This is a genomic window from Clostridioides sp. ES-S-0108-01 (genome assembly GCF_020662285.1).
Lineage (GTDB): Bacteria > Bacillota > Clostridia > Peptostreptococcales > Peptostreptococcaceae > Clostridioides.
Genome location: NZ_JADGMN010000005.1, coordinates 153,837 through 180,340 on the forward strand (window position 1 = coordinate 153,837; position 26,504 = coordinate 180,340).

Genomic DNA, 26,504 nt, shown 5'->3' on the forward strand with positions numbered 1-26,504 from the left:
TATTTACTAAAGTTTATGGAAATTAATAAACAATCAACGTTTTATTATTACCATATCATTATGTAAATTTTATTAAGTAGTCATGGGATAATTTTATAAACAATCTTATTGTATAATTAACTTAATATCTTAATAAATAAAAATTATTGCCTTCAGAAGAGGATTATGGCTAATAAAAGAGTGCTTTTATTATAATAAATAACTTAAAGGAGAATTAAATTATGAAATATTTAATAGATAGTGCGAATCTTGATGAGATTCAAAAGTGTTTAAGGTATGGGTTTAAAGGAATAACAGCTAATCCATCTATGTATCTTAAAGAAAATGTAAATTTTTATGAATTCATTGAAACATGTACTAATTTAAATCCAGAAATATTAACTGCTGAAGTTATAGGAAATAATTTATATGAATTACTTGAGTCTTGTGATAATATATCAAATATAAACAAGAACATTATAATAAAAATAAATTTTTCTGAAATTGGCTTAGAACTTATAAACATATTGAATCGTAAAGGTGTAAAAACTGCATGTACCTTGATTTTCAATACAAATCAAGCATCATTGGCTGTAAACGCAGGTGCTGACTACCTATTCCCTTTTATAGGTAGAAATGATGAAAATGGGTACGATGGTATAAAAAACCTTACAGAAATATGTGACCTTATATCAATAAATGGATATAATACTAAGGTTGTTGCAGCTTCTATTAAAAATGTATTCCACTTAACTCAAGCATCTATTTGTGGATGTGATTATGCAGCTGTAACATATGATTTATTTAAAAAAGCTTCTTTTAACCAGCTTACAGTAGATGGTACTAAAACTTTTGAAAAAGATTGGTCTAAAGTTAATAAATAGCAACTAAGATTTAGGAGGGTTTGCATTGAACAAAAGATTATTAGATATTGCAGAATTATTGCTAAGTAGTTCAGACTATATTACTGTAGATACTATTGCCCAAGAATTAAATGTTAGTAATAAAACTATTCGTAATGACCTTGTTATTTTAGACGAATGGCTTTTAGAGTTTAGTTTATCTCTAGATAAAAAAACAGGTTCAGGAGTTATTATTCTAGGTAATGAAGATATAAAACTTAAAGTTATTAGAGATATCAATGATAAATCAAATTGTATATATGCATATTCTCCTGAAGATAGAAAAAGATATATTCTGAGTAAATTATTCATTAAAAATTCAAAATTTAGAATTCGTGACATTTGCAATGAACTACATGTTAGCAGAGCCACTGTGCATAAGGACTTGGTAGTTATTCAAAATTTTTTGCAAAACTTTAAAGTAACGCTAGTTAGAAAAACCAACAATGGTGTATATCTAGAAGGTAAAGAAAAAGATATTAGAAAAGCAGTTTTTGAACTTACTACTGCTAATAAAAGTTATACTGAACTTAAAGAAATCTTATTCTCAACATCTGATAAATGTAATAACACTCCTTCAACAAAAATATTTAAGGAGTTATTCAACTATAATTTTGAGAAATTATCTCAAATTACTCTACACACTTTACAAGTAGAAAAAAGTAATTTTAGTGATGAGTATTATATAAATTTCTTAATACATATAGCTATATGTATTAAGAGAATTTCAATTAATAGATATATTAACTTATCTGAAAGTTTCTTTAGAGAATTATTAGAACATGAATGCTTTGAAAAATCAAAAACTTTATGCTCCAATCTAAGTGAAGCTTTTGATGTAGAATTTATTGATGAGGAAGTCTGTTATATCCTTCTTCATATAGAAGGATTACTTAAATCCATAAAGAAAACTACTACTCTTGAACCTCTTAGAAATGAAGAGATTACAGAGTATAATCTATCTGAAGCAATAGCTACTCATTGGGGAGATCTACTAAATTTAAACTTAAAAGACGATTTAATATTAATAAAATCTCTTGCTAATCACCTTAAGTCAGTTCTACACCGAATAAACTATGGATTTACTATTACAAATCCCATATTAAATGATATAAAGAGAACATTCCCTTATACGTACAAGGCTGCTAAAGAGTCTAATACTGTTATTAAACAGTTGATGAATTATGAAGTTAATGAGGATGAAATAGGGCATCTTGCTTTATATTTAATATCAGCAATAGATAGAAGCAAGTCTCCCCTAAATACTATTTTAATATGTCATTGCAGTGATGGTGTATCTAACTTACTAGTACAAAAATTAAGTTTTGAGTTTAATCAAATTAATATAGTTAAATCTATACCTCTATCTTCTATTTCATTTACAAACTTTGATGATGTGGATTTAATACTAACTACTGCTCCTGTAGACTTTGAACATCATGCTGAGCTGATAAATATAAATGCTCTTTTAAGTAAAAATGATATTTCTAGGCTTAGTACAATTATAAAAAAACTATATTCTGAAAAAAATAAAATATTATCTTATAAATAAGCAAAAAATGGGTTTGTCTCAACATAGAGATAAGCCTCTTTTTCATTGTTGAAATGATAAAAACATATTTGATTTCATATAAAAAAGTGCCTCATGAACTAAAAAATTCATTTTGAGACACCTCCTTTTTTTATATTTAAACTTTATATTTAAACTTTTATATTTAAAGTAAGTTTTATTATTTTTATTGAGTACAAGTACTATTTATATTATTAGTTTCTTCAGTATTTTTATCAAACTTTGTAGTTACAAATCCTATTGTCTTTATTATGAGTAATAAAGTTATTAATGAATATATAGATATCATAAAATTCTTACTTATTATTCCAGACGCGACTATTATAAATCCATCTAGCATAAATAATATAACTGGCAACTTCAGAAATTTAATTACCTTATTAATAAGCATTGCAACTAAATCAGTTCCACCAGTACTACAACCTCTTATTATGGCTATACCTATAGCAGTTCCCACCAATAATCCACCTATCACTCCTGCTACTAATAAGTTGTTAGTTATATGAATTTGTGGTATTACTTTTAAGAACAATGGACCTATAAGAGTTATATATAATGTTTTTATTCCAAATCCCTTACCTAAAAATAATACTCCCATTACTAAAAGTGGCATAGATATTCCTAAAGATATATTCTCAACAGGTATTGATAAAAATGTACTAAGTACAACTGATAATCCTGTTATTCCTCCTGGAGCTAGTGTATGTTCTGCGAAGAAAAAATTAACTGCTAATGCCATTAAAAATGCTGATATTGTTATCAATAAATAGTCTTTTATCATTTCTTTTTTCATTTAATAACCTCCCTACTATATCTCGTGTATTATTTCAGTATAAAAAATCAATTAAATTAGTCTAACTTCCTATAATTTTTCATAAAATTAATGCTTCCTTAAAACATTAAGAAAGCATCTCTTTTATTATAGTTTATTATCTTATTCTAAACCAAACTTTGTAGCTGCTTCATCTATAGCTTTTCTACACTTCTTAACACCTGCTGTTATGCCATCTTTATCCTTGAATATTGCTGAAGATAATATTACAACATCTGGATTACATTCTATTAATGGCTCCATATTGTCTGCTCTTAGTCCGCCATCTATTGCCAATTCACACTTAGGATTTTTTTCGTCTATCATTTTTCTGGCTCTTTTAACTAAATCAACTGCACTCCTTCTCCATCCCCAGTTATCTTTTCCATCAGTTTCATCAACACCATGAACGACTATTTGCAATCTATCTATATCATATATAGCTTCATCAACAAAGCATAGTGGCGTGTAACATCCAACTGTTAATCCTATTTTCATACCAAATTCTCTACAGTAATTTATTATGTATGCAAGAGGAGCTCCTAAGAAATGTTCAGCTGGTATTATCAACATGTTGCATCCTGCTGCTGCTATTTTTTCTATAAATAATCTATCGCAATCTCTTGTGTATATATGACATTCTATTGGTTTATCTGTTACTGGTCTTATTGCTTCTATTATTTGATGACCACCCATAAGTTGCATATTTTTCAAATCATGCATATCTGCTGCATCTGAATGCACGTAGTCTACACCTGCATCCATCGCTTCCTTAACTACGGCTGATATGTGACCGTAATTTACATGTGCCAATCCTGCTGCTATTTTTATGTGTTTCATATTTATGTACCTCCATATTTTTCTTTAATTAGCATTAAATATTAGTTTTTGATATTTCTTAATCTAGTACTACTTTTATTGTTGTACGTATTTCTTATATGAACTTATTCTGCTTTTATGAACTGTGAACTTATTTTGCTTTGTAAATTAATATTACACTGATATATTTTTTTTCACAACACTTTTACTACTCCTTAAAAGTACCTTTATATTGTGGTAAATTATAGACATTAATTATGTATAAAAAGTTAGTTTTTTACCACATTCTTATGGTATTTATTATCTATACTAGCTCAATTGATATAGCTAGTTCACTTAATATATAATCAGACTATAAATATAAATTTACTCAATAAAAAGTACCATTCATAACAATATTAATGAAAGGGAGATGTAAAATGAGAAACTGTATTATTGCCCAATCTGGAGGTCCTACAGCTGTTATCAATGCTTCTGCAATTGGTATTTATGAAAAAAATTTAGAAACTAAATACTTTGACAAAGTGTATTTTGGTATCAATGGGATTGAAGGTATATTAAATAAAAATATAGTAGATTCAGAATGCTTAAATAAGGAAGACGTACTAAATTTAAAACAAACCCCTTCTTCCGGTCTTGGTTCATGTAGATATAAGCTTGCTGATTATAAGATAAATTCTTATGATTATGATAGAGTTATAAATATACTATATGAATATGAAATAGATACATTATTTTACATAGGTGGAAATGACTCTATGGACACAGTCATGAAATTTTCTCAATACTGCAAAAACACTACTTGTAAAATAAAATTTATAGGAATTCCTAAAACAATAGATAATGATTTATTGGGAACTGACAACTGCCCTGGATTTGGTTCTGCTGCAAAGCTTATTTCTACACTAATAATGGAAACGTACTTAGATTTTTCTATATATAAAAATAACGGAATATTTATAGTAGAAACTATGGGTAGAGATACTGGATGGTTAGCAGCTTCTTCTTCACTAGCTAGACTCAACGATACTCCACTAGTTGATTTAATATACCTTCCAGAAATTGATTTCTATGAAGATAAGTTTATAGAAGATGTTAGAAAAATATTTAAAGAAAAAAATAAGGCTTATATAGTTGCATCAGAAGGTATAAGAGATAAAGACGGCAACTTTATATGTGAGCAAAAAACATCTGCTCATGATAAGTTTGGTCATTCTCAATTAGGAGGAGTAAGTAACTATTTAAAGAACCTTATAGTATCCTCATCAATCACAACAAGAGTAAAGACTTTAGAGCTCGGTGTAATACAAAGATGTGCTATACATCTAGCTTCAGAGACTGATTTAAAACAAGCAGCTGAAGTTGGTGCATATGGACTAGAACTTTCTAAAAAAGGATATACAGGAGCTATGGCTACCATCAACAGAATAGGCAATACTCCTTATAAGTATGAAGTTAGTCATACTGATATTTCTAAAATAGCTAATAAGACAAAGTATTTTCCTAGAAAGTGGATAAATAAAGAATGTAATTATGTGACTGACGAAGCTCTAGATTACCTATATCCACTTATTCAAGGTAACCCAGATATCAAGTATAAAAATGGACTACCTTATTTTTCAACGCTTTACTAGGAAATTATTATAATTTGATATATACTCAATTCCATTACTCTTAAGTACTTAAGTGGCTGTTAAATAAAATTATAAATTGTTATATGACAGTCACTTAATAGACTTTAATACTAATACGATTTGCCGTAATAATGTCTCATACCCATTTTCATTTTGGATAGATTATAATTAGTTAGACAATAAATATTTTGTCATGATATTATTATATATAGTGATACAAATGAAAATACTTTTATCATGACTAGAAAAATAAAGATTAAGCAAAGGATTTAAAAACCAAATAACTTCAATTAAAATAAATAGTTAAAATAAATTCTAAATCAACGACACAAACAATAAAAGAACATAAAGTAGTTAAATCTACAATTATAAAATTAGTAAGATTATAATAACTTAAATCAAATTAAAGTTAATAAATACTACTCTATCTAAATAATTGTTTTTTTATAAAGAACTCTTTATTTTAATTGAATATGATTTTAACTAGCACAATAGATTAATGTAATATTTAATATAAAATAACTATAATAATTGAAAAGGAAGTAATCTATGATGAAAATAGCAGTCATAACAACCGAATTTTTAAAAGAGTTTGTAGATAATTCTATAAAAAAGTTAAATATTAATGCAGAAATTGAAATATATATCTATAAAGATTTTTCTCATGTTGGAGATTTATATTTAGAAATAGAAGATAGGTTTGATGGATTTGCAGTTAGTGGTCCTATCCCCAAAAAAGCTATTACAAAAAAGGTTGGGACTATTAAAAAACCTTTAGTTGATTTTGGTACTGATTTACAAAGTTACTACGATATGTTTCTAAAACTTATCTTTAAATACAGTACATTAGATTTTTCTAGAGCATACTTTGACCTAATGGACTGGTCAGATAATCCAAAAGATATATCATATTATTTATCAAATGGCACATTTGGAGACTTAATGGATAGTATTGATGAAAATGCATCTAAAATGAGTTTATCTGATATAGCAGAACTCGAAAAAAATATTGCAAAAAAACATATTAATTTATGGAATGAAGGTAAAATTGATTTTTCTACTACTCGTTTCAGTAGTATTGTTCCTATATTACAAGATGCAGGAGTAAATTTTCATTTCATATACCCTGACATAGGTTTATTAAAAAGTACTTTTAACAACTTAATAAAAGATATTCATTTACATAGAATGAAGGGAAATCAACCAAGTGTAATATATATAACAGTTAAAGATACAAATTACAACGATTATACTTTAGACCAAGTTTATAAAATATTAAATAGCATAAAAAAAGATAAATTAACCGATTTTATAATTGAAAAAAATAGTAGCTCTTTTAAAATCTTCACTAAATGTGAAACTATTAAATCATTAACTAAAAATTTTACTACGTGTTATATAAAAGAATCTATTGAAAATAGTATAAATATTAAGGTATGTGTTGGATATGGAATTGGTAATGATATAAAACAAGCTATGTCTAGTGCCATAAGTGCTAATAAGGAATCTAAAATAAACCCTTTAAATTACAGTTTCTTAGTTAATGAAAATTATGAGACAATAGGCCCTTTATTATGTGATAAGTTACTTACTGTTTCAAATAAAGTAACTCCACACATAAATACAATCGCTAAAAATTCTAAATTGTCTACTCTTACTATTCAAAAGATTATATCCGTTACTGAAATTCTACAAAGAGATGAAGTTACTCCTAAGGAATTATCTTCATGTTTAAATGTAACAGTAAGAACTGCCAATAGATTTCTAAGTAGTCTCTTAAAGTCTGGAAATGCTACTATATTATATGAAAAACAAAACTCAACAAAAGGTAGACCTGAAAGGGTATACAAATTATTTATATCAAAAAATGAGTATTAAAATATAGAATGCATAAAAATATTTTATCTTTGAATGATAAATAAAATTATATATAATTTTTTAAAAGGTATATCTTAAAACACAAATATAAGATATACCTTTTGTAGTATTTATAATCAAACAACCAACAAAATTTCACGTTCTTTTTATAAAGAGATAAACTGGTATAAAAATTATAATTCTATATTTTGAACTTTAAATCTCTTTTAAGGAGTCGGAATATCCTCTGGAATAGGGCATTTGTATGTTTTCCCATTCATAGATTTCTCAAATTCTTCTTTTGCTTTTTTAGCTATCTCTGGATTGTTTAATATTTTAGCTCCAAACATAGCCATAATTTTCGCTGCATATATCATACCTTTTTCTCCTATGGAACTTCCTGCACAAGATGTAAACTGCCAACTATGACCTGGTGCACCTAGATTTGTGCATCCTGTAAAAAAGTATGCTGTAGGGACTATATGCATTACATCTCCAATATCAGTAGAGCCATAACTATTAAAGTTTGTAACATTTCCTCCACCATAATATAGATGAGTTCCTTCTGGTAAATTATATTTACTTATCATAGCCTTATATTGTTGTGGGCTTTGTCTATCTAACTTAGCTGCAAAATCCAATTCCTCTTGAGTCCAAGGCTCTTGTTTAATCTCATCCATACATTCTGATACAAGATTTGCTAAAACATGATTGTTTAAAGTATTATAGCATCCTCCTAAAAACTCTACTTCAACATCAGTTTCAGTCATCATTGCAGCTCCTTTTGCTACCTTTATAAGTCTTTCATATGTATTTTCTACAGCTTCTCTACTTAAAGCTCTTGTGTAATACCATACTGATGCTTTATCAGGAACTATGTTGGGTGCTACTCCTCCATCTGTAATTGTGTAATGAATTCTTACATCAGAAGTAACATGCTCTCTCAAATAATTAGCTCCTACATTAGTAAGTTCTACGGCATCTAGTGCACTTCTTCCATTTTGAGGGTCTGAGCCTGCATGTGCAGTTTTTCCCTTAAAATGAAATTTTACAGAGTTAACAGCTGTTGAAATACCAATTGTAGCCTCACTAATTTTATTTGGATGAAAATTTATAGCCAAGTCTAAACCCTCAAACGCTCCACCTCTAGCCATAAATCCTTTACCTGTTAATTGCTCTTCTCCTGGACATGCATAAAATACTATAGTCCCACTTAAATTGTTTTCTATCATTTCTCTTTTAAGTCCTACTACCGCTCCTACATGTGCTGTACATAATAAATTATGTCCACATCCATGACCATAAGCTCCTAATTCAAATGCTTCTTGCTTTGTTGAAACTTTTTGATTTAAACCAGGTAATGCGTCAAATTCTCCCATAAAACCTATAACTGGTTTGCCTGAGCCAAAACTAGCCTTAATAGCTGTGGCTAAACCTCCTACACCTACTTCCACATCAAATCCTTCACTTCTTAGAAAATTTGCTGTATTTTCACACGCTTTAAATTCTTTAAATGATTTTTCAGGATTTTTCCATATTTTCTTACTCAAATCATCAAGTTTAAATCTTTTTTTATCTATCTCATTTATAGATATATTTCCTATCATTACCTCTACCTCCTATAAGTCTATTTCCTATCAACCAAATATAATTGGACCTATTATACTAGCAAATGCCACTGATGCAATAGTTACAGTAACAAATCCTCCTATAATCATCTTTGGTAACAAATAATCTGTTGCTCTTTGTTTTTCTTCTTCCGTTCCTTCCATAGCATCAATACCTTCATTAGAAATTATCTGTGTTGCTGGATAAGCAAGCATACAAGTTACACCAATTGCAGCTGACATTCTTGGAGAGTATCCCAATAGTTTTCCTACAATCGCAGTAAATAATATTATAAATACAGAACCTACAACAAGTATTCCTATAGTTGGAACAATCATTCCAAACAATGCTGTTGGAGTTACCTTAGCAAGTCCTCCAGGTAACATTAACATACAACCAAACATTATAATCCCATTAGATTGAGATTTATCTAAAATTCCTTTTTCTAAAAAACCTATTCGTGTAAAAATCAACCCTACTAACAAACATGCTATATTGGGATTTAAATAATAGTTTGCAGGGGTAAATCCTGGTATTAAAGTAGCTAATCCTACAAAATTACCAATCATAGCAACAAATGAAAGTTTTGCAAGATATACTAGAGTAGATGATTTTTTACCTGAATCTTCTTTAAAAATTCTCATACTTGGAAGCTTAAAATTACTTTTTGATTCATCTTTCAAAAAATCTCCACTATCTCTTTTAAATTTTAATTCTTTATTTATACAATATGTAGTTATTGGAATTCCAAAAAATTTTTGAAATGATAATACTAGAATTACAAATGCTGCAAGTTCAGGTCTATTTGCTGATTCTGCAACAGTTGTTACAATAATACCAGCAACAGTAGAACCTGCTATTGGGGGAGCTGCTATTAAAGCATACTCTCTACCAAACAACATACTACCCACTGTTAAACAACCAACCCCTATTCCTACAATACCTACTAATGCAATTACAACCGTTTTCCATTCATGACATAAGTCTTCAAGATTTATAAGTGTTCCTAAATTAGTTATTAATAAAGCTATACCAAAGTTACTCATTGCAGCTAATATACCTGATGCTCCTGTAATGTCTTTTGGTAGAATATTTGTCCAAAATCCTAGTAAAAATATAATACATACAAATAGCAATGTTGAAATTGCACCTTTTGTTTTCTTAGATAAAAACTCACTAAAAGCATAAATCATTACACATATAGTAAAGCAAGTAAGTGGATTCCAAAAATTTTCCATTGTTGTTTCCTCCTAAATATAATAATTTTTTATCAATAAAACAATAATTATAAAATGTATATTCTGTAGTTATTCTTAACTACATGTGGTATAACTTGATTTTTTTGATGACATTTTATAGTCTCAAATTATTCCTAAAATAGCTAAATAAATATAACTAGAGTTAACGCTTTAAATACTAACCATAATTATTAATTTACTAGATTTCTTTTTAATTTTTACTTTCTACATTATTTTATAAATACAGGATTATATTACAACTATATTAAATTTTAATATACATGTTGGAAGACTTATATTTATTTAAATATTAAATATAGAATGTATATTTTATAAACGTCTTAAATTATTCTCAAAATACTTAAAATAAAATAATAATGCACCCATTAAATTAATATTATCAGAATACACTTAATTTTAAGTCTTCTCTATGTACAAACTTTATCTACTAGTGCCTCCCCTCCTTTGTAAATTAGATTATTTCTAAGTGAATTTAGATATCTTATTCCCAGAAACTATTCCCAGAAACAAAAATCATTTATTATATTAAATCAATGATAAACTATACTTTAAAACTCTTTCTAGATAAGTATAATTTATCATATAATAACGTCTATATCTTTATAGTAGTCCTAAATTATTCTTAAATTAACAATAAAAATAATTTTGCTACTTATAAAATCACTAGTTTTTATATTGTCAAACTATTCTTAATATAGATTATAATTTCAAACCTTTTCTTTGTCAATATATTCTGACATTTTTCCAGAAATTTTATAAATTTATATAGTGAGTAAATCATACTATTTTTATGTAATGAATAAATCATACTATGAATGTGTCTAAACATTTACTTAAGTATAGACATAAAAAATGTGTATTCTCCTTTGCATAATAATTTTAATTGTCATTACTTTATAGGAAGAATACACACTTTATTTTAAAAACCCTACACTTTATTTTAAATACTTTGCTAAATACTAATTAGCATTAGTACCTAACTTTTATTTATCTTATTTCTGCCCTACTACCATATCCGTGGAGAAATCTAAAACTTCTCCATTCGTAGCTATTACATTTTTATACCAATAGAATGATTTTTTCTTAACTCTGTTCTTAGTACCATTTCCCATATCATCCTGATCTACATATATGAATCCATAACGTTTACTCATTTGAGATGTCGATGCACTAATAATATCTATACACCCCCAAGACGTATAACCCATACATTCAACACCTTCATCTATTGCTATAGCTATTTGTTCAAAATGATTTTTAAAATATTCTATTCTATAATCATCATTTATCGACCCATCATCTTCTACAGTATCATATGACCCTACACCATTTTCAACTATCCATAGTGGTTTTTTATAACGATCATATAAATCAATAAGTGCTATTCTTAACCCCTTAGAATCTATCTGCCATCCCCATTCACTGGTTGGTAAATATGGATTCTTAACCCCTGTTACTAAATTACCTCCAACTTTCTCTCTTTCTTCAGCATTTATGCTTTGAACCATTGACATATAATAACTAAAGGCTACAAAATCTGCTGTATATTGTTTTAATATATCTTCATCCCCTTCAAGCATTTTCACCTTTATATTATTTTTCTCCCAATATCTTTTAATATGAATAGGATACTCTCCAAATACTTGTACATCACTATACATAGAATTATTTCTATTGTCTCTTTGAGCTAATATTACATCATCTGGATTACATGTTTCTGCATAAGTTAAAGTTTTAGTAACCATACATCCAACTTTGGAATCTTCTATTATCTCATGACAATATTTTGTAGCTAATGAAGCTGCTATAAATTGGTGATGCAGTGCTTGGTATATTGCTTCTTCTGTTTCTCTTTTACTTTTATATTTTTCTTCTAACACCCCTACTGTAGTAAATGCATGACGAAATACACTATCTATTTCATTGAAAGTTAACCAGTATTTTACTAAGCCTTTGTATCTTTTAAAACATACTTTTGAATATTTTACAAACATATCTACAACTTCTCTGGATACCCACCCATTATAATTATTTACTAAATATATTGGCATTTCATAGTGTGATAGTGTAACTAATGGCTCTATATCATTTGCTCTTAACTCTTTAAATAAATCTTCGTAAAATTGTAGCCCTTTTTCATTTGGTTTTTCTTCTATACCCTTTGGGAATATCCTAGTCCAAGCTATTGAAACTCTTAATGTTTTAAATCCCATTTCTTTAAATAGTGCTATATCTTCTCTATATCTATTATAAAAATCTATACCTCTTCTTTTAGGATAATAAGTATCTTCTTCTGTATTCATAGCTTCTTCCAAATCCTTGATTCCCACATGCCATTGACTTTTATAGTCTTTTATATCTATGTTAGGCTTGTACTTAGCTACATCAGCTACTGACATTCCTTTTCCATCAACATTCCAAGCTCCTTCTGCTTGATTTGCAGATATTGCTCCTCCCCATAAAAAATTCTTTTGAAAACCCATTTTATACCTCCTCTAAGACCTCTTTTGATATATTACTTACAACTTCATACTGACCACTTGTTACTATTATCATGGTAGTTGTGTCATAGCCTTTTCTTTTTATCTTTTCTATATCAAATTTAATTAACTCTTGACCTTTTTTCACTCTATCGCCCTGTCTTACCAAAAGTTCAAATCCTTCACCATTCATTTCAACAGTATTTATACCTACATGAACTAATATTTCAGTATCATCATCAAATCTCATTCCTATTGCATGACCAGTTGGAAAAGCAACTTCTATAGTTCCATCTTCTGGAGCTTTTATTATCCCTTTTGAAGGTATTACTGCTATACCATCTCCCATAGATTTACTTGCAAATACAGAATCATTTACTTCTTCAAGGTTTACTAATGTACCTTCAATACAAACTGGTAATTCTATATCATTACTTAATTGTACTTTATTTTCTTTTTCTACTACTTCTTCCTCAAAACCCAATATATAAGTTAAAATTGCAGATAAAAAGAATGACATTGCTATACCTATTATGTATATAACAAATGTATCTCCAAAGAAGGCAGGTAGAGTAGTAAGTGCTGGGAATACATATACTATTGCCTTTGTTTTAAATAATCCCATAAATGCTCCTGCTACACCTCCAGCTATTACTTGTGCTATTAATGGTTTTTTGTATTTTACACTTAGCCCATATACTATAGGCTCTGTTATACCACCTAATAATGCTGGTATCATAGTTGATACTGCAAATGTTTTTGTTTCTTTATTTCTAGAACGAAAAAATATTCCTAGTGCTATACCTGCACTAGCAAAAGTTGCTGCTGCTATCATAGGTCTTATAACATCATATCCTAAATTTGCTATATTATTTATCATTATAGGAACTACTCCCCAATGAATTCCCATCATTACTAAAAATGTCCACCCTGCTCCTACAATAGCACCTGCTAAAAGACCACTCTTATCACTTAAGAAATTTATTATATCTCCCATTCTATTTCCTAATATAACCCCAACTGGACCTATCACCATAGATGATAATGGTACCATTATTAATAAAGCAACCATAGATAAAGTGAATATCTCTATACTATTTGGTATAAATCTCTTTAATAATTTTTCTATATAACTATAAATGTAAATGGTAAGGATTGCTGGTATAACTGTTCCTGAGTATCCCATAAGTACAACTGGTATCCCAAAGAAACTAACTACATCTCCTGTGTTTTGCATAAGCCCTGTAAAATTTGGCTCCAGTAAAGCTCCAACTATAGCAACAGATATAAATGCATTACAATTAAATGTTTTTGCTGAACTATATGCTAAAAATAATGGTAAATAGTAAAATACACTATTTCCTGCAGCGCTTAAAATACTATAAGTACTTGACTCTGTACTCATGAAGTTATATGTCGTCAATATTACAAGCAGTGCTTTAATCATACCTGCACCTGCAAGTGCTATAATTATTGGATTAAATATTAATGACATTACATTAAACATACGTGTAAGTACATTTCCTGTATTTTCTTCACCTTTATCATTGTTGTTTTCTTTTTCACTCTTTATTTCAGGATATATATTCAATATAGTATTAAATATATCTGATACATTATTCCCTACAACAACTTGAAATTGTCCATTTCCCTCTACAACTGTTAATACATCACTTATTTTTTTAATAACCTCTTTATTTGCCAGAGATTCATCTTTAAGTTTGAATCTTAACCTTGTAACACAATGAAATAATGAGTTTACATTTTCAACTCCCCCAACTTCTTTAACAATTTTTTTTGCTAAATCTCGGTAGTCTTTTTTAGCCATATGATTCTCCCCTTTCACAACCCTTTCTAGACATCGTTTTCATTCTTGTAATTGAATTATATCATCATACTTTTTTTACCTTATAATTTTCGATTTTTGGAAACTTTATGATTATAAATAAAAAAACGTGGTATAATATTTAGGTCACCACGTTTTTTTGCTATTTATTAGTTCTTTGTATCTAGATACAATAATATCTGTAATTACCTGATATATTATAGGATGTGTTTGAACACTTGACTTATGCCCAAAACAGATACATAAATCAACATATGGGCTTTTTTCTAGTTCTTTATTTGATGTAATTGCAACAATTTTAGCTTTTGTTTGTTTAAAAACTCCCTTATTTATATTCCCTCCTATCAACTGATATTTCTTTATATAATCACCAGAATTTGTGAATATAATTATTAGAGTATCCTCTTTTGCATTTCTGATAAATTCATGTTGTTTTATATCATCCAATCTAGAAAAAATATATTTATTGTTATAAGCTAATTTAGTTTGAAAATCTATAGCTGCAGACTGAGAATAAAGCACACCAAATGCTGCAATGCTTTCATACTTGATTAAATCTTTAGCTAGTTCATCTATTTTATTATATTGAATATTTAACTTTAAATCTTCTAAATCTTTCATTATTGTATTTATATAATCTTCAACACTATGACCATCAAGATACCCTAGTATATTATCATTATAATTTAATACATTTTGATTTTTATTACTTTTATATCCAGCTGCCGATTTTAAATCGGAAAAATCTTCAAATCCAACATATCTTGTAAATTTTGATATTGTTGACTTTGAAACAAAACATAATTCTGCTACTTCTGATATTGTCATATCTTTAATTTTGTCATAATTACATATTAAAATATTTGCTATATGATAGTATGTAGATTCAGTTTTTCCATTATTTAAAATATTTAGCAACCTATTTAGTAGTACTCCCATTTATAAACCACCACCTTTAAATAAATCTTAAAATGATAGTTTATATTATACTTTGTTTATATTTGTAGATAAAATCATTTTTAAACATCTACTTCAATATATTTTTTAATACTTCTTTTTCTAAATATAAAAAATGTTCCTTATCATTTGTATAGCAATATTTAAAATTCTAATTATCACCATTTATTATAGTTTAAATAATTATAGAATTAGACACTTTTACTATACATAAAAAATGTGTACCTCCAATAGTAGTAATTAGACTTAACTTCTTTATTACCACCATTTTTAGGAGAGTACACATTTTATTTTATATATCTAATGAATTTAAATTATCTCCATTAGACTTTATCACTTCTTTGTACCAATTAAATGACTTTTTCTTATATCTCTTAAAACTACCTTTACCTTCATCATCTAAGTCAACATATACAAATCCATATCTTTTACTCATCTGACCTGTAGTTGCACTAACTAAGTCAATTGGTCCCCACATTAAATATCCAAAACATTCAACATTATCATCTTCAATTGCAGACTTCATTTGAGACAGATGCTTACTTAAATACTCAATTCTATAATCATCATTTATAGTTCCATCTTCTTCAACTTTATCATACGCCCCTAACCCATTTTCTGTAATTAAGATAGGCAACTGATACTTTCTATAAATATAGTTTAAAGTAAATCTTAAACCTATAGGGTCTATTGCCCATCCCCACTTACTTTGTTCCAAATATGGATTTTGAATTCCCCCAAATAAAGATTTATCACCTGATAAATTTTCTTTTGGAGTAGACACACTTGAAAAATAATAATTAAGCCCTATAAAATCTAATCTACCTTCTTCAAATGCTTTTTTATCTTCATCAGTCACTTCAATATTTATATTATTTTTTTCATATTCTCTTAATTTATATTGAGGAAACTTTCCATTACACATTGCATCAATTTGATAATAGTCACGGTCATTATCTAAAAATGCATTTAACACATTACTAGGATTACAATTATATGGATAAATTGGATTTAGTCCAAACACACATCCAACTTTATTATTTGCATTGATTTCTCTAGCCAACTTTGCAACCTTTACACCTGCCAAAGTCATATTGTACCCTATATTTGCCAATGTTTGAGCCTTATTTTCTATCTCACTATACTTAATACCTGCTATCATATAAGTAAAAATATCCGAGTGCTCTGTTTGAGGGTCAATATGGTTCATCTCATTAAATGTAACCCAGTACTTTACCTTGCCATCAAACCTTCTCATTACAGTCTCACTGTACTTTAAATACAAATCTATAAGCTTTCTATTATTCCATGAGCCATATTTATGTACTAGCTTCATAGGTAATTCAAAATGATATAGTGTTACAATAGGTTCTATATTATTTTCTATTAAAGTGTCTATTAAGCCTTCATAGTATTTAATCCCTAATTCATTAGGATTTTCATCATCCCCATTTGGAAAAATTCTTGACCAATCTATAGATATTCTTAATGCACTAAATCCCATTTCTTTAAATAGGGCTATATCTTCTTTATATCTATTATAAAAATCTATTCCATTATGAGATGGATAATCTAATTTTTCGTCTATTTTATCAGTAATTACTCTCGGTGTTTCATAAGAGCCTTTAGTTACAAAATCCATAATTGCAGGTCCTTTGTTATCAACATCCCATGAACCTTCACATTGATGAGCTGCAATACTTCCTCCCCAGAAAAATGTATCTTTAAAATTCATGAATTTCTCCTCCTAAAATTTATACTATTACAGTTAATAGTTCGTCTGATTCATCATTTGATGAAATTACATCTAAATAATCACTAGTATTTGTAACTACAGTTATTATAGTCGAATCAAATCCTTCCTCTATAATTTTATCAGATTCAAATACTGCTAAAGTATCTCCTTTTTTAACTCTTTGATTTTGTGTTACAAGACTTTCAAAGAACTTTCCATCTAAGTTTACAGTATCTATCCCAATATGAATTAATATTTCTAATCCTTCGTCAGTCACTATACCATAGGCATGTTTAGTTGGAAATACTATAGTTATAGTTCCATCCACAGGAGACATAACAGTTGATTTTGATTCACTAGGTATAATTCCAATCCCTTTACCTAATGCTCCAGAGGAAAATGCCTTATCATTAACTTCCTCAAGTGCAATTACCTGACCTTTTGCAACATTTCCAATACTAATAGTTCTTGAATTATTTTCGTTGATTACTAGTTCTAATTCTTTTTCATTATCATCCTTAACTTCTTCTTTTTCATTTGAAGGTATTCCTAATAAGTAAGAAGCTACTGTTGCTGCCACAAATGATACTACTACACCTATTATCATAAATGTAAAGTTAGATACCTCTCCTCCAACAAGATATGTTGGTAATGCTGCTAATCCCCAAACCATTCCATAGGTTTTAACTTGTGCTAAACCTGCTATTAAACCACCTAGACCTCCACCTATCATTACTGCTACAAATGGTCTTCTATATTTCATAAACACACCAAACACTGAAGGCTCTGTAATCCCCATAAGTGCACTAAAGCTTACTGTACCAAATAACTGCTTTTGCTCTTTATTTCTAGTTTTTAAGAAATATCCAAACATTGCACCACAAACTGCAATATCAGATATTGTTGCAGCCCCCATAAAAATTGGGTCATATCCTAATGTTGTCACGGAATTTAAAGCTATAGGCATAGTAAAATTTGCTGCACCAAAAACTATTAAGAGTGGTTGCAAAGCTGCATATAGTGCAACAACGCTCCAATTACCCAATGTATCAATTAAAAACATACATGCATAGTTTAATCCATCACCAATCCACATACCGATAGGTCCAAATATAGTTAATGTAACTGATAAAGTTATTATTAAAGATAATACTGGAACTAAAAAATAGTGTAGTGCTTTAGGTAAGATTTTTTTCAAACCTCCAATTATAATTCCCATTGCCCATACTCCTAAAAGTATTGGAATAAAGCTATTTGCATAAGTTGTTGCCTGTAAGTTTATACCAAATATACTTAATCCTTCTACACCATCTATTGATGAAGATAGTAATGTAACTGCTAACACTACTGCTATATATGGATTTACATTAAGTCTTTTTGCTGATGCTATTGCAATTAATACTGGTAAGAAATGAAATGTAGCACTTCTTAATGTGTCCAATATTTGATATGTAGGACTATCACTCTGAAGTACACCTGACATATTTAAAAGTGCTAATATACTTGCAAGTATACCGGCTGCAAGTAGTACCTCAATTACTGAAGTCATAGTCTCTGAAACTACCACAAATATAGAATTAAATATACCTTTGATACCTCCAACTCCTTTTTTTCTTTCACTCTTTGCACTTGATTCACTTGAACTTAAACCTATCATAGACATAAACTCGTTATATACATCTACAGCATGAGTTCCTATTATAATTTGGTAAGCGACATCATTAGAAACTACATCAATCACTCCATTTAATTTTTTAATTTCTTCTGTTTTAGCTATACTTCTATCATTTAGCGTAAGTCTTAAACGAGTAACACAATGTGCTACCGATTTTATATTTTCTTTTCCGCCTATAAGTTTTATTATATTCTCATTTAAATCTTTATACTTCATCTGATTTTACCTCCAGTCTTTGAGTCACCCTATTTATATGCAACATTAAATAAGTTTCTTCACTTATAGATATATCGACATTAAATTGTGATTTTATATATTTTCTTATCTTTTGAACACTTCCAAATGACTTTGGATAAAGTTGACTTACTTGTTTATATAAATCTATAGAATTATCTTCATCTATTGAAGCTTCATCTGACATAGTTCTTTGAATAAAGTACTGTAGATGAGTAGTAAATCTCATATAATTTGTTGAAGTTTCATCTAACTCTACATTAAAATGATATTTTATTATCGAAACTATATCTCCTAAAGTTCTTAATTCCATAACTGTGTAATCTTGAGACTCTTTATCTACTTCCATATTTACAAAATGAAGTGCTATTGATACTGCTTCATCATCAGGAAGATTAATTCCCTTATTATCACCAATTAATTTTAGTGCATGCATGCCAATTTCAAAGTGCTTTGGATAAAACCTTTTAACATTCCATACTAAGGGGCTTTTTATAAATTGATTCTTTTCACATCTTTTAAGCAAAAATTCTAAATGGTCTAGTAATGTTAAACTTAGATAATCACTTGACTTTATATTTAAAACTTTTTCACCATATTCAATTATTTCATTAATAAGAACTATGTTGTTAGAATCTGAGTTCTGTAGTAGATAGCTAAAGTGTTCTAGCATATCGTATGAATCTAGTATATAAGTTCTCTCTATTTCACTTTCACTTATTACTTGTCCCACTCTTTTTTTAAATCCAATTCCCTTAACAAATATAATAATTTCGTTTTTACCTTTTTTTACTAAAGCTACATTATTATTTAAAATCTGAATTATTTTCATATCTTCCTCCCTTCAATAAAAAGAACTCAAGCATATATGTATAGAGTATTCCTCTATTTTTTACATATATACTTGAGTTCTGCCTGCTAATCAGTAACATACTCAAAATTATGACTACGTCGCCATAATTAGAATTCTTTTTCGTTTAATTTTATATTCTATATATTATACTATCTACGTAAATCTGTCAACGATTTCCTAGATATTTTTTAAACTTGATAAGTATAAGCTTGTCAAACAATCTCCTTATAAGGTTTACATACTAAATTGATACTATTAAATGCTATATTATAGTCACTCTGTAAATCCTTCGCCTCTCTTGTTTTAAAATTATATCTAGAATTCCTAATCATAGAAAAAATTAGTATTATTTTCAATGCAAATTTTACTTTTTTCATAGAAAATCATATCTACAATTATTAATTTGTTAAAAAAAGAGAATAGATAGATTTGTTTTTGCAAAAATCTACCTATTACTCACTATTCAAACTTTATTCTTATTTTATAAACTTCACATATATTATATATCAAGTGCTGCATGATATCCTTGGTATACTGCAGTTGTTATAGTAGATGGACGTACACAATCACCTATTTGTGCCACATATGGAGCACAATCTGTTAACTCATCTACTGTATTTCGATTAGCCCTTTGACCAAGCGCACATATAGCATGTGTTCCTGGAACTAAAATTTCATTACCATTTTTATCAGCACAAAGAACACCCTCCTCTGACACTTTTAATCCTTTAAACTCTGTATGTACTTCAACACCTTGTTTTTCTATTTCACTTAAAAGTATTGGACGATGTCTTATATTTGCATCTGGAGCAAGTTCACCTCTCATTTCTACTAAATGAACTTTCTTACCTTCTTTAGCTAAATGTATTGCTGTTTCACATCCAGCAAGACCTCCACCAAGTACTACTATTTCTTTTGCATCTTCTACCTTATTTTTTTCTAGATAATAATTGTTTACAACTACTACATTATCACCATCAAGCCCTGAAATTGGTGGAACTAGTGGAGATGAACCTACTGCTATTATTAAGGCATCCACTTTTTCTTTTTCTACATACTCTTTAGTAACTTCTGTATTTAAGCGTATTTCTACACCTTCATCTTTTGCTAATTTACTAAGAGTATTTCCAAGTTCATACATTTCATATTTAAAAGGTATAGCTTTTTCCCCTTTTAATATTCCACCTAATGCATCTGATTTTTCGCAAAGTATTACTTTATGACCACGTTGTGCTGCTGTTATTGCTGCTTTTAATCCCCCTGGACCTCCACCTGCTACTAAAACTTTTTTAGGTTTTAATACTGGAGTTATTTCCATACCTTCTATTTCACGACCTATAAGTGGATTTACTGTGCATCTTCTAGTGGAAGTTGCAGCTCTTTCAGCCATACAAGTGAAACATCTTAAACACTTAACTATATCTTCATCTCTATTTGTCATTACCTTTCTTGGAAGTTCATGGTCTGCCAATAATGCTCTTGCCATTTCAACTACATCAGCTTTTCCACTTGCTATTATCTCTTCCATTTGAGCTGGGTCATTTAATCCACCAAGAGTTGCAACTGGTACATTTACATGTTTTTTGATTTCTGCTGCAAGATAAACATTACATCCATGAGGTACAAACATAGATGGATGTGTTATTCCAAATCCTCTTTGATATGTTCCTGCTGAAACATGAAGTAAGTCAATTCTTGACTCTAATAGCTTAGATATTTCAACACCCTCAGCTAAATCATATCCACCTTCAAATAATTCAGAACCACTTAATCTAAACTCTATTGGGAATCCTGGACCTACAGCTTTACGAACACTGTCTAATACTTCTTGTGCAAAACGTACTCTATTTTCTAAAGTCCCTCCATATTTATCAGTTCTTTTATTAAAGTATGGTGATAAGAATTGATTGATTAACCATCCATGCCCTCCATGAATCATTATCATTTCAAATCCAGCTCTTTTAGCAAGACCTGCAACTTCACCATAAGATTTTACTATATCATCTATTAATTCTTGGGTTAATTCCTTTATTTCTAAACCATCAGCCCTTATACTTGGACTTACTCCATATTGTGACAAACCTTGCTTCTTGTTTTTATCAACTAAGTAAGTCCCCGCATATTGACCAGAATGTGATAGTTCCACACTTGGTATTGCACCATGACGTCTTATAGCATCTGCTGTATATGTAAAACTAGCTAAAGAATCAACTATTTTTAAATCTAAATGATACGCATGTGAACCATCAGTTTCTGGATGAACCATACATTCACTTATAGTTACAGCCCCAGCTCCACCCTTTGCTCTTAATTCATAAAATGCTGTTGACTTTGGTCCTATTGTACAATCAGCTGTTATATCTGTTCCACCCATTGGTGCAGAAAACATTCTATTTCTGAATATTACATTTCCTATTTGAATTGGCTTACATAAATTTGGATATTTTCTTTTCATAATATTATTTCCCCCCATATTAACTTATTTTTCATATTAACTTATTTTTTTACTTTGGCATTTGGATATTTCTTTATTATTTACAAATCTATAAACAAATGTTAATCCTAAGCCTATTATTGCCATAACAATTCCTATTGTGAAGGCTCTTGTATAATTACCATCTACTGCATAAACATTTTTCATTACTGTAGGTCCAATATACCCTGCAAATGCAAATCCTATAAACATGATTCCATAATTAACACTATTATTTTTAGGACCAAACTGGTCTACTGTAAAACCTGGGAATACACCCATAAATGACCCAAAACATACTCCTATAATAGAAATTCCTATGTAAAACTTCACTATATCTCCTTGTACTGAAGTTGATAAACACAATAAACCTACAATTGAAATTATAAATGCCATTGATAAAGTATTTATTCTACCTATCTTATCTGATATATAACCTGCTACAATACGACCTGCTGTATTGAATAAAGCTAAAACAGAAACTGCAATTGCAGCTGTTGCTGATGTCATTCCTATCATATTTTGTGCTAAAGCAGATGCCATTGATGTACACATCAATCCGTAAAATGCTCCACATGTTAATAAAATAATCATCACATAGAATATAGATGAAGAAAGCATCTCTTTCCAATCTTTATTTTTTAATTGTTTGCCTTTCATAACTGGTGGTGTCCATCCTTCTGGTACAAAATCATCTGGACATTTTTCAATAAAAAATGATGCTCCACACACAATTATAAGAAATACAATTCCTATTGATTTAAATGCTGTTGTAATACCAAAGCTAGTAGTTATACTATTTGCTATTGGTGGTATAATTACAGAACTAAATCCATAAGCAGCAGTTGTTACTCCCCCTACTAACCCACGTTTATCTGGGAAAAATTTAACAGAGTTACTTATTGTACATCCATATACCATACCAACCCCAAGCCCTAGTATGATTCCATATGTTAATATTAACATTGGCAAGCTTTTTGAAAATCCAGATAAAATCATTCCAATACCAAATATAAGACCTCCTACAAAAATAACTTTCTTGGGACCAAACTTATCATTTATTCTTCCTCCAGTAATCATAGTTATAGGTCCAACAGAATTAGTAACTGTGAATACTATTGCTAAAGTTCCTGCAGTAAATACTGTTCCATTAATTCCACTTAAGTATTCTGCCATAGGTGTAGCAAATACACTCCATGCATAAATTGACCCAATGCACAAATTGATAAAACAACTTGCGATTAATATAATCCATCTTTTTTTAGTATAGTTCATTACTTTCTCCCCTCCAAATAATTCAATCTATTCATTTTATTTATGTTAATATTATCATAATAATATTTTCATGTAAATATAAACATGTAACTATTTACATGTTTGTATTTAGTTTTTTATTTAACCTATTTTTTTATAAATAATGATATAATAGACTTATTGATAGATAATAAAACTAAAGAGGTGAAATATGGGAACCCTTAAATATGCAATATTGGGACTATTAAATAGAAAGCCTATGACAGGATACGATTTAAGTAAAGAGTTTAATTTTCAATTAAATGAATTTTGGAGTGCAAAACATAGCCAAATTTATCCAGAGTTAAAAAAATTAACTAATGAAGATTTAATAGTTCATGAAGTTGAAATTAGTGGTGATGTGTTAGAAAAAAAAGTTTACTACATAACCGAAAAAGGAAAAGATGAGTTTTTAACTTGGTTATCTAAAGACATGCCAATGGAACCTACTCCTAAAAATAAATTTAGATTGAGAGTATATTTTTATAATAATTTAGATTTAGAAAGTAGGATTGCTTTACTTAAACATCAACGCATTCAGCACAGTAAACGACTTGAATTCTTAATAAGTCAAAAAGATGCTTATACTGAAATTCCCGCTTTTTATGATGATTATTTTGGTGATTATCTTGTATTAGATGGAGCTATTATAAGAGAAGAAGGTCAAATTAAATGGCTAAATAACTGTATAGATATTTGTTTAAAGCAAAGCAAAAAATAAATATTTTTTTAAAATCTATAAAATATTTAAAGCTATGCAACATTAAGTAGATGATTTCTGTTTTTAATAGAAATCATCTTTTTTATTCCCATAGATTCCCTTAATTATTGTAGTAATATATGTACTCATCTATATAAGTTTTATTATTATATCAATTGCTATATTCATAATTACACTTTCTATTAAGTATTAACCTCTCCATTATCTCCTTGATTATATACAAAAATACCCTATAGGGTGATTTTTAGGTATCTACTCTATAGGGTACATTTTAAATTTAAAGCTATCTTTATAGTTTTTTATTTAATATAAATCTTCACCATTTGAAGCAATTACTTTCTTATACCATTCAAAACTTTTCTTTTTCGTTCTTCTCAAACTTCCATTACCAATATTATCTCTATCTACATATATAAATCCATAACGCTTTTCCATTTCACCTGTGCTAGCACTTACTAAGTCAATAGGACCCCACATAGTATATCCTAATAAATCTACACCATCTATAGAAACTGCATCATGCATAGCTTTTATATGCTCCCTTAAATAATTAATTCTATAATCATCTTCTACATAACCATTTTCATCAGCTATATCTTTAGCACCCAATCCATTTTCTACAATAAATAGTGGTTTTTCATATCTATCATATACATGATTTAATGTAATTCTTAAACCTAATGGATCAATTGGCCATCCCCATTGACTATATGAAAGGTATGGATTTTTAGCAGATGTAAATATATTTCCTTCAGCTACATCATCTGCATTTTCATCAGTTCTAACACAGCGACTGTTATAATATGAGAATGCAATAAAATCTACAGTATGTTTATTCAATAATTCAATATCGCCAGGTTTCATTTTTGGTGTAATACCTTTTTTTTCCATATACTTTAATGCATAATTAGGATATTTTCCTCTAGATTGTACATCTATAAAAAAATAATTTTCTCTATCTAACTTCGTAGCTTCCCATACATCATTAGGATTGCAACTATAAGGGTATACACTTCCAGCTGCAAACATACATCCAACTAAGTTATTTGCATCAACTTCATGTGCTATTTTAGTTGCAATTGCACTAGCTACAAGTTCATGATGAGCAGCCTGATATTTTATCTTTTCAACATCTTCACCTTCTTCAAAACAAATACCAGCACCCATAAATGGAGCATGTAGAATCATATTTATTTCGTTAAAAGTTAACCAATATTTAACTAACCCCTTATATCTTCTAAAAATAACATTACACAGTCTCTCATAGAAACCTATCATCTTACGATTACGCCATGCACCATACTTTTTAATTAAATGCATTGGACAATCAAAATGTGTAATAGTAACTAATGGCTCTATTTTATATTTTTTACATTCTTTAAATATATTTTCATAAAATTGAAGACCCCTTTCATTTGGCACATCTTCGTCACCTTTTGGGAATATTCTACTCCATGCAATACTCATTCTATATACTTTAAATCCCATTTCAGCAAATAGCTTTATATCTTCTTTATAATTATGGTACATATCAATGCCAGTTTGAGCTGGATAATAATGCTTATCATCAAAATCAAACATTTTTAATTTTCCTGTAATAACTGCTGTTCTGTCTTTTCCTGTTGGACATACGTCTACATTTGCTAACCCTCTTCCGCCTTCATTATATCCACCTTCACATTGATTAGCTGCAGTAGCTCCTCCCCATAAAAAATCTTTTTTAAAACTCATAGTTAAGCCTCCTAAAATTACAACTAAAGCATTAACTTACGCTAATGCTTTAGTCTTTTATTAATAC

At 28.8% G+C, this 26,504-nt stretch carries 18 protein-coding genes; 5 read left to right on the forward strand and 13 right to left on the reverse strand.

Features of this window, described 5'->3' with window-relative positions:
- The first annotated feature begins 221 nt into the window (after nucleotides 1-221).
- Nucleotides 222-863, forward strand: coding sequence for a transaldolase family protein (locus tag IR152_RS06985; RefSeq protein ID WP_227451066.1), 642 nt, complete (start codon nucleotides 222-224; stop codon nucleotides 861-863).
- A 25-nt stretch (nucleotides 864-888) separates the two neighbouring features.
- A complete protein-coding gene (locus tag IR152_RS06990) occupies nucleotides 889-2,433 on the forward strand; it encodes a BglG family transcription antiterminator (RefSeq protein ID WP_227451067.1) in 1,545 nt (514 codons plus the stop codon).
- Nucleotides 2,434-2,617: 184 nt separating this feature from the next.
- Here the strand turns inward: IR152_RS06990 and IR152_RS06995 are convergent, their stop codons facing one another.
- Both IR152_RS06995 and IR152_RS07000 read right to left on the reverse strand, forming a co-directional pair.
- The gene (locus IR152_RS06995) at nucleotides 2,618-3,244 is read right to left on the reverse strand and encodes a YitT family protein (protein ID WP_227451068.1); all 627 of its coding nucleotides are present in this window, start codon (nucleotides 3,242-3,244) and stop codon (nucleotides 2,618-2,620) included.
- A gap of 141 nt (nucleotides 3,245-3,385) precedes the next feature.
- A complete protein-coding gene (locus IR152_RS07000; protein ID WP_227451069.1) occupies nucleotides 3,386-4,102 on the reverse strand; it encodes a ribulose-phosphate 3-epimerase in 717 nt (238 codons plus the stop codon).
- Nucleotides 4,103-4,500: 398 nt separating this feature from the next.
- On the opposite strand from IR152_RS07000, the gene IR152_RS07005 reads away from it, so the two are divergent.
- Entirely contained in the window at nucleotides 4,501-5,715 is a 1,215-nt protein-coding gene (locus IR152_RS07005) for a 6-phosphofructokinase (protein ID WP_227451070.1), read from the forward strand.
- A 549-nt stretch (nucleotides 5,716-6,264) separates the two neighbouring features.
- Entirely contained in the window at nucleotides 6,265-7,593 is a 1,329-nt protein-coding gene (locus tag IR152_RS07010; RefSeq protein ID WP_227451071.1) for a hypothetical protein, read from the forward strand.
- 206 nt (nucleotides 7,594-7,799) lie between these two features.
- On the opposite strand, the gene IR152_RS07015 is transcribed toward IR152_RS07010, so the two are convergent.
- The 10 genes from IR152_RS07015 to IR152_RS07060 form a co-directional block, all read right to left on the reverse strand.
- Nucleotides 7,800-9,179, reverse strand: coding sequence for a M20 family metallopeptidase (locus tag IR152_RS07015; protein ID WP_227451072.1), 1,380 nt, complete (start codon nucleotides 9,177-9,179; stop codon nucleotides 7,800-7,802).
- A 30-nt stretch (nucleotides 9,180-9,209) separates the two neighbouring features.
- Nucleotides 9,210-10,418 (reverse strand): hypothetical protein, encoded by a 1,209-nt coding sequence (locus IR152_RS07020; RefSeq protein ID WP_227451073.1) that lies wholly within the window; start codon nucleotides 10,416-10,418, stop codon nucleotides 9,210-9,212.
- Nucleotides 10,419-11,431: 1,013 nt separating this feature from the next.
- Nucleotides 11,432-12,922, reverse strand: coding sequence for a glycoside hydrolase family 1 protein (locus IR152_RS07025; RefSeq protein WP_227451074.1), 1,491 nt, complete (start codon nucleotides 12,920-12,922; stop codon nucleotides 11,432-11,434).
- Between the two features lies 1 nt (nucleotide 12,923).
- Nucleotides 12,924-14,747: a beta-glucoside-specific PTS transporter subunit IIABC gene (locus IR152_RS07030; RefSeq protein WP_227451075.1), complete on the reverse strand. Its 1,824-nt coding sequence runs from the start codon at nucleotides 14,745-14,747 to the stop codon at nucleotides 12,924-12,926.
- Between the two features lie 144 nt (nucleotides 14,748-14,891).
- On the reverse strand, nucleotides 14,892-15,704 hold the full coding sequence (locus IR152_RS07035) for a MurR/RpiR family transcriptional regulator (RefSeq protein WP_227451076.1): 813 nt from the start codon (nucleotides 15,702-15,704) through the stop codon (nucleotides 14,892-14,894).
- Between the two features lie 310 nt (nucleotides 15,705-16,014).
- Nucleotides 16,015-17,457: a glycoside hydrolase family 1 protein gene (locus IR152_RS07040; RefSeq protein WP_227451077.1), complete on the reverse strand. Its 1,443-nt coding sequence runs from the start codon at nucleotides 17,455-17,457 to the stop codon at nucleotides 16,015-16,017.
- Between the two features lie 19 nt (nucleotides 17,458-17,476).
- Entirely contained in the window at nucleotides 17,477-19,348 is a 1,872-nt protein-coding gene (locus IR152_RS07045) for a beta-glucoside-specific PTS transporter subunit IIABC (RefSeq protein WP_227451078.1), read from the reverse strand.
- The gene (locus tag IR152_RS07050; RefSeq protein WP_227451079.1) at nucleotides 19,338-20,198 is read right to left on the reverse strand and encodes a PRD domain-containing protein; all 861 of its coding nucleotides are present in this window, start codon (nucleotides 20,196-20,198) and stop codon (nucleotides 19,338-19,340) included. The genes IR152_RS07045 and IR152_RS07050 overlap by 11 nt, the downstream gene beginning before the upstream one ends.
- A 520-nt stretch (nucleotides 20,199-20,718) precedes the next feature.
- Nucleotides 20,719-22,674 (reverse strand): FAD-dependent oxidoreductase, encoded by a 1,956-nt coding sequence (locus tag IR152_RS07055; RefSeq protein WP_227451080.1) that lies wholly within the window; start codon nucleotides 22,672-22,674, stop codon nucleotides 20,719-20,721.
- A gap of 36 nt (nucleotides 22,675-22,710) precedes the next feature.
- Nucleotides 22,711-23,967 carry an OFA family MFS transporter gene (locus IR152_RS07060; RefSeq protein WP_227451081.1) on the reverse strand — a complete coding sequence of 419 codons (1,257 nt, stop codon included), beginning with the start codon at nucleotides 23,965-23,967 and terminating at the stop codon, nucleotides 22,711-22,713.
- 190 nt (nucleotides 23,968-24,157) lie between these two features.
- On the opposite strand from IR152_RS07060, the gene IR152_RS07065 reads away from it, so the two are divergent.
- A complete protein-coding gene (locus tag IR152_RS07065; protein WP_227451082.1) occupies nucleotides 24,158-24,706 on the forward strand; it encodes a PadR family transcriptional regulator in 549 nt (182 codons plus the stop codon).
- A 303-nt stretch (nucleotides 24,707-25,009) separates the two neighbouring features.
- Here the strand turns inward: IR152_RS07065 and IR152_RS07070 are convergent, their stop codons facing one another.
- Nucleotides 25,010-26,437, reverse strand: a complete 1,428-nt coding sequence (locus IR152_RS07070) for a 6-phospho-beta-glucosidase (RefSeq protein ID WP_227451083.1) — start codon at nucleotides 26,435-26,437, stop codon at nucleotides 25,010-25,012.
- Nucleotides 26,438-26,504: the final 67 nt, after the last annotated feature.

What these genes read in the sequence shown, in the direction of transcription:
- IR152_RS06985 (WP_227451066.1), top strand. Translation starts at nt 222, where the DNA reads ATGAAATATTTAATAGATAGTGCGAATCTTGATGAGATTCAAAAGTGT.
- IR152_RS06995 (WP_227451068.1), bottom strand. Translation starts at nt 3,244, where the DNA reads ATGAAAAAAGAAATGATAAAAGACTATTTATTGATAACAATATCAGCA.
- IR152_RS07000 (WP_227451069.1), bottom strand. Translation starts at nt 4,102, where the DNA reads ATGAAACACATAAAAATAGCAGCAGGATTGGCACATGTAAATTACGGT.
- IR152_RS07005 (WP_227451070.1), top strand. Translation starts at nt 4,501, where the DNA reads ATGAGAAACTGTATTATTGCCCAATCTGGAGGTCCTACAGCTGTTATC.
- IR152_RS07010 (WP_227451071.1), top strand. Translation starts at nt 6,265, where the DNA reads ATGATGAAAATAGCAGTCATAACAACCGAATTTTTAAAAGAGTTTGTA.
- IR152_RS07015 (WP_227451072.1), bottom strand. Translation starts at nt 9,179, where the DNA reads ATGATAGGAAATATATCTATAAATGAGATAGATAAAAAAAGATTTAAA.
- IR152_RS07020 (WP_227451073.1), bottom strand. Translation starts at nt 10,418, where the DNA reads ATGGAAAATTTTTGGAATCCACTTACTTGCTTTACTATATGTGTAATG.
- IR152_RS07025 (WP_227451074.1), bottom strand. Translation starts at nt 12,922, where the DNA reads ATGGGTTTTCAAAAGAATTTTTTATGGGGAGGAGCAATATCTGCAAAT.
- IR152_RS07030 (WP_227451075.1), bottom strand. Translation starts at nt 14,747, where the DNA reads ATGGCTAAAAAAGACTACCGAGATTTAGCAAAAAAAATTGTTAAAGAA.
- IR152_RS07035 (WP_227451076.1), bottom strand. Translation starts at nt 15,704, where the DNA reads ATGGGAGTACTACTAAATAGGTTGCTAAATATTTTAAATAATGGAAAA.
- IR152_RS07040 (WP_227451077.1), bottom strand. Translation starts at nt 17,457, where the DNA reads ATGAATTTTAAAGATACATTTTTCTGGGGAGGAAGTATTGCAGCTCAT.
- IR152_RS07045 (WP_227451078.1), bottom strand. Translation starts at nt 19,348, where the DNA reads ATGAAGTATAAAGATTTAAATGAGAATATAATAAAACTTATAGGCGGA.
- IR152_RS07050 (WP_227451079.1), bottom strand. Translation starts at nt 20,198, where the DNA reads ATGAAAATAATTCAGATTTTAAATAATAATGTAGCTTTAGTAAAAAAA.
- IR152_RS07055 (WP_227451080.1), bottom strand. Translation starts at nt 22,674, where the DNA reads ATGAAAAGAAAATATCCAAATTTATGTAAGCCAATTCAAATAGGAAAT.
- IR152_RS07060 (WP_227451081.1), bottom strand. Translation starts at nt 23,967, where the DNA reads ATGAACTATACTAAAAAAAGATGGATTATATTAATCGCAAGTTGTTTT.
- IR152_RS07065 (WP_227451082.1), top strand. Translation starts at nt 24,158, where the DNA reads ATGGGAACCCTTAAATATGCAATATTGGGACTATTAAATAGAAAGCCT.
- IR152_RS07070 (WP_227451083.1), bottom strand. Translation starts at nt 26,437, where the DNA reads ATGAGTTTTAAAAAAGATTTTTTATGGGGAGGAGCTACTGCAGCTAAT.